The sequence below is a fragment of the Roseateles sp. genome (genome assembly GCF_052436255.1).
Classification (GTDB): domain Bacteria; phylum Pseudomonadota; class Gammaproteobacteria; order Burkholderiales; family Burkholderiaceae_C; genus Pelomonas.
Map to the genome: position 1 here is coordinate 46,520 of NZ_JBQVNP010000004.1, position 13,142 is coordinate 59,661.

10 protein-coding genes are annotated in these 13,142 nt (G+C 71.2%); 7 read left to right on the plus strand and 3 right to left on the minus strand.

The window, feature by feature from the left end; all coding sequences use genetic code 11:
• Positions 1-213 precede the first annotated feature (213 nt).
• From ACT6S0_RS01835 to ACT6S0_RS01845, 3 genes are all read left to right on the plus strand, one after another.
• Complete coding sequence (locus ACT6S0_RS01835; RefSeq protein WP_444762208.1) at positions 214-2,058, plus strand: thiamine pyrophosphate-binding protein; 1,845 nt, start codon at positions 214-216, stop codon at positions 2,056-2,058.
• Positions 2,055-2,849, plus strand: coding sequence for a citryl-CoA lyase (locus ACT6S0_RS01840; protein ID WP_444762209.1), 795 nt, complete (start codon positions 2,055-2,057; stop codon positions 2,847-2,849). Before ACT6S0_RS01835 ends, ACT6S0_RS01840 begins: the two co-directional genes overlap by 4 nt.
• 73 nt (positions 2,850-2,922) lie before the next feature.
• Positions 2,923-3,705 (plus strand): hypothetical protein, encoded by a 783-nt coding sequence (locus ACT6S0_RS01845; RefSeq protein WP_444762210.1) that lies wholly within the window; start codon positions 2,923-2,925, stop codon positions 3,703-3,705.
• On the opposite strand, the gene ACT6S0_RS01850 is transcribed toward ACT6S0_RS01845, so the two are convergent.
• Positions 3,693-5,804 carry a TonB-dependent receptor plug domain-containing protein gene (locus tag ACT6S0_RS01850; RefSeq protein ID WP_444762211.1) on the minus strand — a complete coding sequence of 704 codons (2,112 nt, stop codon included), beginning with the start codon at positions 5,802-5,804 and terminating at the stop codon, positions 3,693-3,695. The genes ACT6S0_RS01845 and ACT6S0_RS01850 overlap by 13 nt on opposite strands.
• 218 nt (positions 5,805-6,022) lie before the next feature.
• Here ACT6S0_RS01850 and ACT6S0_RS01855 point away from each other — a divergent pair, with 218 nt between their 5' ends.
• Positions 6,023-6,997, plus strand: coding sequence for an ABC transporter substrate binding protein (locus tag ACT6S0_RS01855; RefSeq protein ID WP_444762212.1), 975 nt, complete (start codon positions 6,023-6,025; stop codon positions 6,995-6,997).
• A 10-nt stretch (positions 6,998-7,007) separates the two neighbouring features.
• Positions 7,008-8,678: an ATP-binding protein gene (locus tag ACT6S0_RS01860; RefSeq protein ID WP_444762213.1), complete on the plus strand. Its 1,671-nt coding sequence runs from the start codon at positions 7,008-7,010 to the stop codon at positions 8,676-8,678.
• A gap of 32 nt (positions 8,679-8,710) precedes the next feature.
• On the opposite strand, the gene ACT6S0_RS01865 is transcribed toward ACT6S0_RS01860, so the two are convergent.
• Positions 8,711-9,964, minus strand: a complete 1,254-nt coding sequence (locus tag ACT6S0_RS01865) for a sensor histidine kinase (RefSeq protein WP_444762214.1) — start codon at positions 9,962-9,964, stop codon at positions 8,711-8,713.
• A complete protein-coding gene (locus ACT6S0_RS01870) occupies positions 9,954-10,619 on the minus strand; it encodes a response regulator (RefSeq protein WP_444762215.1) in 666 nt (221 codons plus the stop codon). Before ACT6S0_RS01870 ends, ACT6S0_RS01865 begins: the two co-directional genes overlap by 11 nt.
• A 109-nt stretch (positions 10,620-10,728) precedes the next feature.
• Between ACT6S0_RS01870 and ACT6S0_RS01875 the strand changes: the two genes are divergently transcribed.
• Positions 10,729-12,372, plus strand: coding sequence for a phosphoethanolamine transferase (locus tag ACT6S0_RS01875; protein WP_444762216.1), 1,644 nt, complete (start codon positions 10,729-10,731; stop codon positions 12,370-12,372).
• Positions 12,360-13,079, plus strand: coding sequence for a phosphatase PAP2 family protein (locus tag ACT6S0_RS01880; protein WP_444762217.1), 720 nt, complete (start codon positions 12,360-12,362; stop codon positions 13,077-13,079). The genes ACT6S0_RS01875 and ACT6S0_RS01880 overlap by 13 nt, the downstream gene beginning before the upstream one ends.
• Positions 13,080-13,142 lie beyond the last annotated feature (63 nt).

The following is a 13,142-nucleotide window of genomic DNA, read 5'->3' on the forward strand; positions in this document are numbered from 1 at the left end:
TGCGCAGGCCAGAGATGACGCGGGGCTAGTCAGGCCCACAGCGCACGCAGGGGGAGCAAGGCCGTCGGGCAGGGTGTCCCGCGGTGTTCAAGGGTCCACCTTTTTTCGGTGGGCCTATCCAGTTCCCGATGCCGTGCGGACCCGCAGGTGCCCTTGCCCACGCAAGGGTTCCGCAGCCCGCTGCGGTGTCCTATTGCCTGCCGCTGCCGCACCGTGGAATCAAACACTGCTCTTGCCCCGTTCTATGCCGCCGCGCCCGACCCGGCGCGCGAGCCCGCCACCCGTGACGCCGCCGACATGCTCGTCGAAGCGCTGGAGGCGCTGGGGGTGGAGTACGTCTTCGGCGTGCCCGGCGGCGCCATTGAGCCGCTGTACAACGCCCTGGCGCGCAGCGGCCGGCGCGGCGGCCCGCAGGCCGTCGTGGCGCGCAACGAGCAAGGTGCCGCCTACATGGCCGACGGCTATGCCCGCGAGACCGGCAAGATCGGCGTGTGCATCGCCACCTCGGGGCCGGGCGCCACCAACCTGATCACCGGCGTGGCCTGCGCCTATGACAACAACGTGCCCATGCTGGTGATCACCGGCCAGCCGCCGATCAAGAACTTCGGCAAGGGCGCGTTGCAGGAGTCGAGCTGCACGGGCATCAACACGATGGCGATGTTCCGCCCCTGCACGCGCTACAACTCGCTCGTCTCGCATGCCGAGCAGCTGCCGATCAAGCTGTTCAACGCGCTGATGCACGCCCAGCGCGCGCCGAGCGGGCCGAGCCACCTGTCCATCCCGGTCGACATCCTGCGCCAGCCATTGCCGCATGACCTGGAGACGCCCGATTTCTCGGGCTTGCTGCGCCGTGCGCCAGCCCTGGTGGACCTGCCTGCCGTGCGCCAACTGGCCCGCCTGCTGTTCTCGGCGCGCGCGCCCGTCTGGCTGATCGGCGACGGTTGCGGCGATGCCGCCAACGAGCTGATGCAACTGGTGCAGCTCACCGACGGCCACTTCATTGCCACGCCCGATGGCAAGGGCTTCATCAACCCGCGCCACCCGCGCTTTCGCGGCGTGTTCGGCTTTGGCGGCCATGCCAGCGCGGCCGAGCTGCTTTCCAGCGAGCCCGATTTTGTCGTCGCGCTGGGCACGGGCTTCGGCGAGTTCAACAGCGGTGGCTGGTCCACGAACCTGCTGAACAGCCGCCTCGTGCACGTGGACGACAGCGACGAGAACCTGATGCGCTCGCCCACGGCGCGGCTGCATGTGCGCGGCCATATCAAGTCGGTGTGCGAGCAGCTGATCGCGCTGCTGACGCCTTCGAACCACGGGCAGGACGCGACCGTGTTGCCCTTCCAGCATCCGCAGCTGGCACGCCAGGCCTATGAGGCCATGGTGGACAGCCCGGCCGCCATCCACAGCGACAGCGCACCGGTGAAGCCGCAGCGCCTGCTCGCCACGCTGTCCGAGCGCTGCCCGCCGCAGACGCGCTTCGTTGCCGACGCCGGCAACAGCGCTGCCTGGGCCGTGCATTACCTCGCGCCGCACGATCAGCGCGGCGGCCGCCTGCCCGGCGGTCCCTTCCTGCCGGCGGGGCAGGAGCGGCGCACGCGCCCGTCGAGCTGGCTGCGCGTGACGATGGACTTCGCGCCCATGGGCTGGGCCATCGGCTCGGCCGTGGGCATCGCGCTGGCCAACCGCCGCTGCCCGGTCGTGTGCCTGACGGGCGACGGCAGCTATCTGATGAACGGGCAGGAGATCACCGTGGCGGCCGAACTCGGCCTGCCGGTGCTCTACATCGTGCTCAACGATGGCGCGCTCGGCATGGTCAAGCACGGCCAGCGCCTGGCCGGCGCGGAGCCCATCGGCTTTGCACTGCCCAAGGTGGACTTCGCCATGATGGCCGCCGCCATGGGCATTCCCGGCCACGTGATCCGCTCGCCCAAGGACCTGGATGCGCTGGACTTCAACGCGATCCTGTCGCGTGCCGGGCCGTCGCTGCTGGACGTGCGCATCGACGGCGAGGAGGTGCCGCCGATGAATCTGCGCATGAAGACGCTGGGCACGGCGCGATGAGCAGCCAGGTCCACACTCGCATCTGGCTGGAGGAGGCCGAACCTGGCAACGCCTTCGCCCCGCAGGCGGCCTTCTGCCATGGCTACGACGTGTATGGCGACATGCTGGGCCGCGCGCGCTGGGTGGACATGCTCTTTCTGCTGTTCCGCGGCGAGGCGCCCAGCGCGGCCCAGGCGGCGGCGCTGGAAGACCTGGCGCTGGCGCTGGCCAACCCCGGGCCGCGTGACCCCAGCGTGCATGCGGCCATGTGCGCGGGCACCGGCGGCTCCACGGCCGCGGCCGCGCTGATGGCCGCGCTGGCCGTGGGCGCGGGCGGGCAGGGCGGGGCGCGCGAGGTTTTCCATGCGATGGGCCTGTGGCAACGCTGCGGGACCGACATGCAGCGCTGGACCGACGCCGTCGAGCCTGCCCGCGCCGGCGTGGCCGGCATCTGGCCGGCGTGCGATCACGCCCCGGGCTTCGACCCGCAGGCCGATCGCATCGCGCCGCTGGCCGGCCGCTTGCTCGCTCACCTGGAAAGCCACCCCGAAAGCCACCTGCTGGCCTGGCTGGCCCAGCGGCGCGCCGAACTGGAGGCCCTGGCCGGCATGCCGCTGGCGCTGACCGGCATCGTCGCTGCCGCGCTGGCCGACCTGGGCTTCACGCCCGAGCAGGGCGAGATGCTCTGCCTGCTGCTGCGCCTGCCGGGCGCCGCCGCGCATGCGCTGGAGCAGCGCGCGCTCGGGCCCAAACACTTTCCCTTCTTCGAGCTGGAACTGTTGAACGATCCGGCCGCGCGGGAGGCGGCATGAGCGCAGCGCTGGGCCGCCCCAAGCAAGCTCGCTCCCGCTTGGCGGGACAGGCCGCAGGCCGAAGGGTGCAGTCATGATCGCAGCGCCGCTGCCCACCCGCGCCGGCAAGGCCTTTGTCGGCACGCGCGCGGTCTTCCTCGGCCATGACCTGCATGCCGACCTGCGCCATGCCGACTGGGTCGAGCTCTACCTGCTGTCCATCACCGGCCGGCGCTTCGCGGCGAACCAGCTCAAGCTGCTGCATGCGATGTGGGTCTGCACCAGCTATCCGGATGCGCGGCTGTGGAACAACCGTGTCGCCGCGCTGGCCGGCAGCGCGCGCAGCACGCCGGCGCTGGGCATTGCCGCCGCCCTTGGCATGTCCGAGGCCACCGTCTACGGCGGCCACCCCTGCGTGCGCGCGATCGACTTCCTCATCGCCACGCAGCGTCGCGTCGCCGGCGGCGCGGTGCTGGCGGAACTCGTCGAGCAGGAGCTGGCCGAGCGCCGCATCTACGGCTACGGCCGGCCCATCCACTCGACCGATGAGCGCCTGCCCTGGCTGCTGGGCATCGCCCGCGAGCACGGGCTGGACGGCGGGCCGCACGTGGCGCTGGCGCATGCGGTCGAGGTCCTGCTGGTGGCGCGCGATGCGCGGCTGAAGATGAACTACGCGGCGCTCACGGCCGGCCTGGCCGCCGACCTGGGCCTGTCGGTGACGGAGTTCCACCACTTCCAGGTGCCGATGCTGCTGGCCGGCATGACGCCCTGCTTCATCGTGGCGGCCGAGCGGCCGGCGGGCCGCCTCTTCCCGCTGTCCTGCGATGACATCGCCTACGCGGGTGCACCCAAGCGGCGCTGGGTTCAGAACCGGTAGCTGGCCTGGGCCGACAACGAGCGCCCCGCCATCGGCAGGTCGTTGGCGATGCCGGCGCTGGGCACGCTGGGCTCGCGCACATCGGCGTCGAAGGCGTTCAGCAGCGCGAAGGCCAACTCCCAGCCGGTGGCGGCCAGGGTCGTGCGCAGGCTGAGGTCCAGCGTTGTGTAGTCGGCCACGGCCGGGCGGTTGTCACCGAAGGCGCGCTGCCGGCCGGCCACGTGGTTGAGCTTGCCGCTGAGCATGGCGCCGTTGGTGAAGGACCAGTCCAGCCGCGCGTTCAGCTGGCGGCGCGGCGCGTAGCCGGCGTCGCTGCGGTTGGTTTGGTCGGTTGAACGCTGGTAGGCATAGCTCCCGGTCAGGCGCAGGTCGCGCCGCGGGTCCCAGATCCACTCGACCTCGGCGCCGCTGCCGTGCTGCGAGCCGGCGTTGCGGAAGGTCGCACCGGGCGCGGGCGCCGGGTTGGGCGTGGTCTTGATGATGTCGTCCATCGCGTAGCGGAAGACATTGAAGTTCAGCTGCAGCGCCTTGCCGGCATGCCATTGCAGGGCGGCCTCGACGGTGCGGATGGTCTCGGGCTGAATGCCGGCATTGCCGCTGGCCACCGGGTTGACGCCGTACTGCTCGTTGAAGGACGGTGCCCGGAAGGCGCTGCCGTAGAGCAGCTTGGCGGTGAGGTCGAGGCTGGCGTCCCACACCAGCGCGACGCGCGGGTTGGTGGTCGAGCCGAAGTCGGCATAGCGGTCGTGCCGCACGCCGGCGGTCAGCGTCCAGTCGCGCGCAAAGCTCCACGCATCCTGCACATAGGCGTAGTCGACGCGGCGCCGGTGCGGCGCGAGGAAGGAGTCGGCCACCGGCGCCTCGATCAGCTGACCGCCGGGCGTGGGCACCGGCACGCCGGTGAGGGGGCCGGACGTGATGACGTTGAAATTGCGGAGCTCGCGAGTGCGGTAGAGGTCGAGGTCGTCATGGCCGATGCCGATGCGCCATTGGTGGCCGGCCCAGCCGCTGTAGGTGAGGGCGGCAGACAGGCGCAGCTGACGCTCCCAGGTGTTGGGCGAGCCGATCGCGCCGTTCGGGAAGGCGCCGCCGAAGGCGCCCGGCGGGAACAGCTGGACCGGCACCGACAGCTCTTGCACATAGCCCAGGTGGCTGACGTTGGCGTTGAGCCGCCATCCCGGTGCGAGGTTGACATCGTTGACGCTGGCGTCCAGCACCGTGCGTCGCGAGCCCAGGCGGCCCACGGGATCGAGCGCGCCGGCGATGCCCGCGCCCGCGCCGACGTCGCGGCGGTCCTTGTAGCCGGCATGCAGGCGCCAGGGGCCCCAGCCCAGCGTCAGGCCGCCGTCGACGGCGCGATGGCCGGTGTTGACCGGCCCTGGCGCCAGGCTGGCGCGGGTGCCGAAGACGGCGTCCAGGCCGGTCTGGGCGTCCGACGCGATGATCTCCCGAAAGCCGTCGCTGCGCCCGGCGCGCAGGAAGGCGGCCACGGTCAGCGGGCCCACCTTGCCGCCGTGCTGCAGCCAGGCCTCGTGCGTGTTGAACGAGGCGGCGCGCACGCCGACCTCGGTGCCCGCGATGTCCTGCGCGCCCTTGGTGACGATGTTGATCACGGCCGCATAGGCATCGGCGCCGTACAACGCCGAGCCGGGCCCGCGGATGACCTCGATGCGCGCGATGTTCTGCACCGGCAGCCCGCCCCAGACGACCCCCCGGCTGCCGACATACAGCGTCGTCATCGGCACGCCGTTTTGCAGCATCAGCACCTGCGGGTTGAAGTCGCTGGCGACGCCGCGGATGAAGTACTGCGGCGTGTAGGCGCCGTGGCTGCGGCTGACGTGCAGGCCGGGCACGGTCTCCAGCACCTCGTCGAGGTCGGCCGCGCCCATGTTGGCGATGTCCTGCGCCGTGATCACCGTGGCCACCGCGGGTGCGCGGCGCAGCGACTGCGAGGCGCCGGTGGCGATGCTGATGGTGGTCTTGTCGCCGTAGATCTGCGCGAGCTCCTCCTCCTCGCTCGGCGCTTGTGCGAAGGCAGTCGATGCGCCCGCGGCCCAGCAAAGGCCGCTCAGAATCACCAAGCCAAAGAAAGGTCGCATTGCTGGCTTCTCCGAGGTGGAAGGTGGTGGGCGCGTATTGTGCTGTCGCCGCCGTGGTGCGCGAGGAAGGTGGCGGCGCGACTGCGGCGCCGTCGTGAACTCCGTCCGGGCAGCCTTCGCATTTCAGACACCACGTTGCGAACCGCCGTTAGGCGGCCTGGCGCCTTTGCATAATGCCGCCCACCCTTGCAGACCCTGCCATCCAGCGCGCCTTCCACTTGACCGAGCCCCGTAGCCCCGCCCAAGCCACGCGCCGCGCTGCATTGCGACAGGGCCTGGGCGCCGCCGTGGCGCTGGCCGCCGGCGCCGCGCCGGCGGCGGAGCTGGGGCGTTCGGTGATGGTCGTCTACCCGGAGCTGGGCGAACCCTTCCGGCAGATCTTCACTGCCATCATCGGCGGCATCGAGGACAAGCTCGGCGGTGCGGTGACCAGCCTGGCCGTCACCAACAATGCCAACCCGGCGCAGATTGCCGACGACATGCGCAAGCGCGAGGCCAAGGTGCTGATCGGCCTGGGCCGCGGCGGCATGCGCGTCGCGGCGGCGCTGGCCGACGAGTTGGCGGTGCTGGTCGGCTGCGTCGTGTCGGTGCAGGAGTCCGAGGCCCGCAGCTTCCCCATCCATACACTGGCGCCCGACCCGGCCCTGCTGCTGGCGCGCCTGAAGCGGCTCAAGCCGGGCACCCGACGCGTGCATCTGGTCTACGACCCCAAGCTCAATGCCTGGCTCGTGAAGCTGGCGCGCGAGGCTGCCCGTGCCGAGGGGCTGGAGCTGCTGGCCCAGGAGGCCGCCAGCCAGGCCGAAGCCCTGCGCGCCTACACCCAGCTGCTGGCCGCGGCCGACCCCGCGCGCGACGCGCTGTGGCTGCCACAGGACCTGACTTCGGTAGACGACAACGCCGTGCTGCCGCTGGTGCTCAAGGAGGGCTGGAACCGCAACATGGCCGTGTTCTCCAGCCACCTGGCCCATGTAAGGCGCGGTGCGTTGTTCTCGCTCTACCCCGACAACCACGAGCTCGGCCGCACGCTGGCCCTGTCTGCGCAACGCCTGGCCGCCGGTGCCAGGGGCAGCGCCGGCGGCGTGCTGCCGCTGCGCCAGGCCCGGGCCGCCATCAACATCCGCACTGCCGCGCATCTGGGCATCGATGTCGCGGCGGTGCAGTCCGGGTTCGACCTGGTCTACCCCACAAGCTAAGGGTTCAAGAGTGACGCCACCGCTTCCACTGGACTCCCAGCCGCCCGCACTGCTGCGCGACGAGCGCACCGTGCCCGTGGCGCGGCAACGCCCCTGGCCACTGAGCGTGTATGCCCGCTGGCTGCGTGAATCCTCCTTCCGTCGCCATCTCAGCATGGCCGTCACGCTGGGTGCGCTGTGCCTGGCCCTGCTCGTGGCCGCCGTCAACGCCTGGCAGGGCGGCCGGCAAGTGCGGGCGATGCTGATGGACCAGGGTGGGCGCGTGGCGGCCAACCTCGCATCCAACAGCTCGCTGGCCCTGCTGTACGCGGCGGCCGACAACGCCGAGGAAGCCGTGCGCGCCTCGCTGGCTTTTCCGGACGTGATGGCCATCGAGATCCGTGACACCGCCGGCCGCCTGCTGCTGGCGCTCGGTGCCGAGCGCGACCGCCTGCCCGTGACCGGCGCGGCCGCCGCGGCGGTGGACCCGGCAGCCAGCGAGCCCTGGCTGGCCGAGGAGACCGAAGCCAGCTGGGCCTTCGCCGCGCCGGTCTGGACGCGCCCCGAAGCGTCGCCCTTCGACGCGACATTGCGTCCGCCGCAACTGCTGGGGCATGTGCGCGTCATCCTGAGCAAGGCGACGTTGCACCGTACCCAGACCTCGCTCTTCCTTGCCAACTTCGGCGTGGCCCTGCTGTTCGCGACGCTGTTCCTGTTCGCGGTGCGCTTCCTGGCGCTGCGGCTGACGCGCCCGCTGGTCGCGCTGTCCGACGCGATGGAGCGGGTCGAGCGCGGCGAGGTCGACGTGCGCGCGCCCGCCGGCGGCCCGCGCGACATCGCCGCCATGGCCCACAGCTTCAACCGCATGCTCGCGGTGCTGCAGGACCGCGAGACCGAGCTGGGGGCCCACCGCGACCACCTGGAAGACCTGGTGCGCGAGCGCACGCTGGAACTCAGCCATGCCAAGGAGCGCGCCGAGATAGCCAACCGCGCCAAGAGCCAGTTCCTGGCGCGCATGAGCCACGAGTTGCGCACGCCGCTGAACGCCGTCATGGGCTATGCGCAGATCCTGAAGCTCGACGACAGCCTCAGCCCCAAGCAGCGCAACGGGCTGGACATCATCCACAGCAGCGGCCAGCACCTGCTGACGCTGATCGTCGACATCCTGGACCTGTCGCGCATCGAGGCCGGCAAGGCCGAGCTGCGCGTCGGCCCCGTCGACTTGGTCACGCGGCTGCAGGCGGTCGTGGACATCGTGCGCGTGATGGCCGAGGACAAGCACATCACACTCGACCTGCAGCTCGACCCGCAGCTGCCGGCCGTCGTGCTGGCCGACGAGAAGCGCCTGAACCAGATCCTGCTCAACTTGCTGGGCAATGCGGTCAAGTTCACTCACGTGGGCGGCGTGACCCTGCGTGCGCGCACCTTGCCTTCAGCCGGCGAGGCGGGGGCTCATGTCAGGCTGTGCTTCGAGGTGCAGGACACCGGTGTCGGTATCGCCGAAGACCAGGTGGCGCGCCTGTTCGAGCCCTTCGAGCAGGCTGGCAATGCCGAGCAGCGCGTCGGCGGTACCGGCCTGGGCCTGACCATCAGCCGGCAGCTGGTTCGCATGATGGGCGGCGAGATCCAGCTGGAGAGCCGGCTGGCGCAAGGCAGCCGCTTCTGGTTCGAGATCAGCGTGGCGCTGCCGCACTCGGTCTGAAGTCTCTTTGAGCCCTGGCGCGGTGCGTGGGCTCACGCCATCAGGTGGAGTTCGATCGCAAAGCCCGGTTCAACGCGCGCGATTTCGATCCGGCCGCCATGGGCGCTTGCGACCAGCAGCGCCAGCCGCAGGCCGAGGCCGGGCGCCTGCTGGTTGGGCTGCAGGCTCGCCCGCAGCGCTTCCAGTTGTTCGGGCGCCAGGCCCTGGCCGTTGTCGGCGAGGCGCAGCCCCCCGGGTATGGCCGTCAAGCTCAGACGCGTCGCGCCGTGGCGCTGCGCGTTGTCCACCAAATTCAGCAGTGCCGCAGCCAGCAGTTCCGCGTCGGCATCCAGCAGGCAGGGCGGGCCAGCGTCGAGTTGCAGGTCGCCGAGCGGCAGGCCGGCGAGCAGCGACCGCACCTCCACGGGCTTGCGCCGCAGCTCCGGCTCGGGGCGGAACAGCCGCAGCAGCGCGACCACCAGATGCTGCAGGCGCTGGTTGGCCTGACGCACGCGTTGCAGGCGCAACTGCTGGGGCTGCTCGCGCAGCGCGACCGCGAGCTGCGCGTCCATGCCGGCCAACGGCGTGCGCAGCAGATGCGCCGCCTGGGCGCTGAACTCGCGTTCGAAATCCAAGCGCTCGCCGAGCCGCTGGGCGATGGTGGCCAGCGCCTCGTGCACGGGCAACAGCTCGCCGCGCTGCGCCGCGCCGAGCGCCGCCGGCAGGCCGCGCGGATCGGCCCGGTCGGCATCGAAGCTCGCCAGCCGTTCGCCCAGGCGCTGCAGAGGTTGCAACTCCTGCTGGGCACGCCAGGCCAGCAGCGGCAGGCCAAGCAAAGTCAGGGCCATCGCCGCGAGCAGCGCGTGGCTGATGACCTCGCGCCGTGCTTCACTGCGCTCTGCGCGCGTCTGCGCGACCACCAGCAGGCCCAGCTCGCCGCGCAGCGGCAGGCCGTAGAGCCGCCAATGAGCACGGTCGGCAAAGCCGCTGCCGGCCCCTTGCCAGGCCGCCGGCTCTGCGCCGGGGCTGGCGCGCACGGTGCGCCCGGCGCTGTCGTACCAGGCCCAGGCGAAACGCACTTCGCCTTCCGGGTCGGGTGGCGGGGTATGGGGCGCAGCGCCGGATTGGAGCAGCAAAGGCGCGAGCTGGGCGGCACTGGCCTGCAGGACGTCATCCAGCAACTCATCCACTTCGGCGTCGACCGTCAGCCCGGCCGAGGCCGTGACCGCCAGCGCGATCAGCAGGCTGCCGACCGCTGTGACCCACAGCAGGCGCCGCGCGATGGTGGGCAGCCGACTAGTGCTCATGGCGCACCCGATACCCCACGCCCCGCAGCGTTTCGATGCAGCCGCGGCCGAGCTTGCGGCGCAGATTGGCCACATGAACCTCCAGCGCGTTGCTCACGGCCGGCTCGCCGTCGAAGCCGTGCATCAGACGTTCCAGATCGGGCTTGCTGACCCAGCGCTCGGCCCGCAGGCACAGCGCCTCGAACAGCATCCATTCGCGCGCGGTCAGCTCGACAGGCAGCCCGTCCCACCAGACGCGACGCTCCGCCAGGCTGACCTGGAGCTGGGCCTGCAGCCGCAGCCCCTTGGGCTGGACCTGCAGGCGGCGCAGGCAGACCCGGATGCGGGCGGCCAGCTCCTCGGGGGCGAAGGGCTTGACCAGGTAGTCGTCGGCGCCGGCGTCCAGCCCGTCGATGCGGTCCGCCAGCGCGTCGCGGGCGGTCAGCAGCAGCGCCGGTGTCTGCCGGTTGCCGTGCCGCAGCTCGGCGAGCAACTGCCGGCCGGAGCCGTCCGGCAGCTGCCAGTCCAGCAACCAGAGGTCGAAGGGCTCGCCGCTGAGTGCGGCACGCGCCTGCGCCACGGTGCAGCACCAGTCCACCACATGACCTTCGGTGCGCAAAAAGTCGCTCAGGCCTTCGCCGAGCAGGCGGTCGTCTTCGAGCAGCAGCAGTCGCATGCGATCACCGTATCACGGGGGCGGCGTGCGCCATCACCGACGTACGCGCCGCCGGGGCCGCCGGTCGGCACTTCAGTTTGGCTTCAGGCCCGGGCTCTTCAATGCGCGCATGCAAACCCTCTTGCCCGCCGTTGTCCGGCGCCCCTTGCTCCTGCGGCCGCGGCTGAGCACCGATGGCCTGCTGGCCTTGTTGTGCCTGTACTGGGCGATGGCCGCCAACCGCCCGTTTCTTGCCGCGGCCGACCATGCGTGGACGGGTCAGCCGGGCGGCCTGGCCCTGCTGGTCCTGCTGGTCGCGTTGCTCCACTTCGTGTTGCTGGCGCCATTGGTGCATCGGCGCTGGGCCAAGCCGGCGCTGCTGCTGCTCAGCGTGATCGCGGCCGTCGGTGGCCATTTCACGCAGGCCTATGGGACGGCCTTCGATCCCGCCATGCTGCGCAACGCGATGCGCACCGACTGGCCGGAGGCCCGCGAACTTCTCAGCGGCGGGTTGCTGCTCCACGTGCTGGTGATCCTGGTGCCCGCCTGGTGGTTCATCCTGCAGACTGAACTGGCGCCGGTGGTCGGGCGCCGGCGTGCGAGCCTGCTGGCCGTCGGGCGCTGGTTGCTGGCCGTCGTGGCGGCAGCGGCGTTGCTGGTGTATGCCTATCAGCCGCTGTCGGGGCTGATGCGCGAGCGGCGTGAACTGCGCTACCAGCTCCTGCCGGCTGCGCCGATCTGGTCGCTGCCCCGCAGCCTGGTGGCGGCCCGGACACCGCCCGGCAAGCGCGAGCCCATCGGCGTGGATGCGAAGCCGGGGGCCAGTTGGTCCGCCACGGCCAAGCCGCGACTGCTGGTGCTGGTGGTCGGAGAGACGGTGAGGGCGGCGAACTGGGGGCGGCGCGACATGGAAGGCGGCGGCGTGCGTGACACCACGCCCCTGCTGCGCCAGCAAAGCGGGCTCTTGAGCTGGGCGCGCGTCAGCACCTGTGGCAGCGACACGGAGACGTCCCTGCCCTGCATGTTCGCCCCCGTGGGCCGCCGGGACTACGACGAGTCGCGCATCCGGCGGCAGGAATCGCTGCTGCAGGTGCTGGCGCGCGCCGGCGTGCAGGTGCAATGGCTGGACAACCAGAGTGGCTGCAAGGGCGTCTGCGACGCAGCGACCGAGCAAGCGCTGGCCTGCGAGGGCGGGCGATGCCTGGACGGTGCGCTGTTCGACCGCGTGCAGGCGGTGCTGCGCGAGGCCCGCCCGGGGACCACCCGGCTGCTGGTGCTGCACATGCTGGGCAACCACGGCCCGGCCTACCACCGGCGCGTGCCGCCGCAGTTCGGCCCGTACGGCCCGGCGTGCAGCGAGGAGGGCCTGGGCGGGTGCGAGCGGGCCGCCATCGTCAACGCCTATGACAACGCGCTGCGCTACACCGACGAGTTGCTGGCCACGCTCTGGCAGCGCCTGCAGGCCGCCCAGGGGCAGGTGGACACGGCGTTGATCTTCCTGCCGGACCACGGCGAATCCCTGGGCGAGCGCGGGCTTTACCTGCATGGCCTGCCCTATGCGATTGCCCCGAAGGAACAGATCGAGGTGCCGATGCTGATGGGGATCGCGCCGTCCTGGGCAGCGACGCGCGGCTGGGGGCCGGGCTGCCTGGCAAGGCTGCCCGAGCAGCCTGCGTCGCATGAGCATCTCTTTCACACGGTGCTGGATCTGCTGGACGTGCGCACGGGCCTGATGGATGCCCGCTGGGACCTGCTGGCTGCATGTCGGGCATGAGCGGGCGGCGCCAGGAGTTGCGCTTGCTGGCGATGCTGTTGCTCGCGGTGCTGGCCTGGGACCTCGGCGGGCTGGACCTGGCGGCGGCGCACCGGCTGGGCGATGTCCGCGGCTTTGCGGCGCGGGACGCGTTCTGGGCCAAGACCGTCATGCACGATGCCCTGCGATGGCTGGAAGGGGCGGCATGGATGCTGCTCGGCGCGGACGCGATGCGGCGCCGCGAGGCGCCCTGGGGGCCGTCGCGCGGCCTGCGCCGTCGGGCGCTGCTGGCCGGCGTCCTGACGCTGCTGCTGGTGCCGGCCTTGAAAACCTTCAGCACCACCAGCTGCCCCTGGAGCCTGCTGCCGTTTGGCGGCACCGCACCCTGGGTGTCGCACTGGCACTGGCTGTTGTCCGACGGCGGCCCTGGGCGCTGCTTTCCCTCGGGTCATAGTGCGGGCGTGTTCGCATTCAGCAGTTGGCTGTGGCTGTGGCGCCCCTGGCGGCATGGCCTGGGCGCGCGCTGGCCCGCCGCATGCGTGGCGCTGTTGGGCATCGGCCTGCTGGCGTCGTACGCGCAATGGGCCCGGGGCGCCCACTTCGTGAGCCACAGCTTGTGGGCGGCCTGGCTGTGCGCCGCTTGCAGCTGGGTCTCGCTGCGGGTGCCCCTGCCGAGATTGCTGACGCTTCAAGCCCGCCGACAGGCGCGCTGCACAGCGCGCCTTTGAACCTGGCTCCGGCAGTTGACCGCTCTACGCCACGAAAGTCTTGGCGTATCAACACCGTGCTCA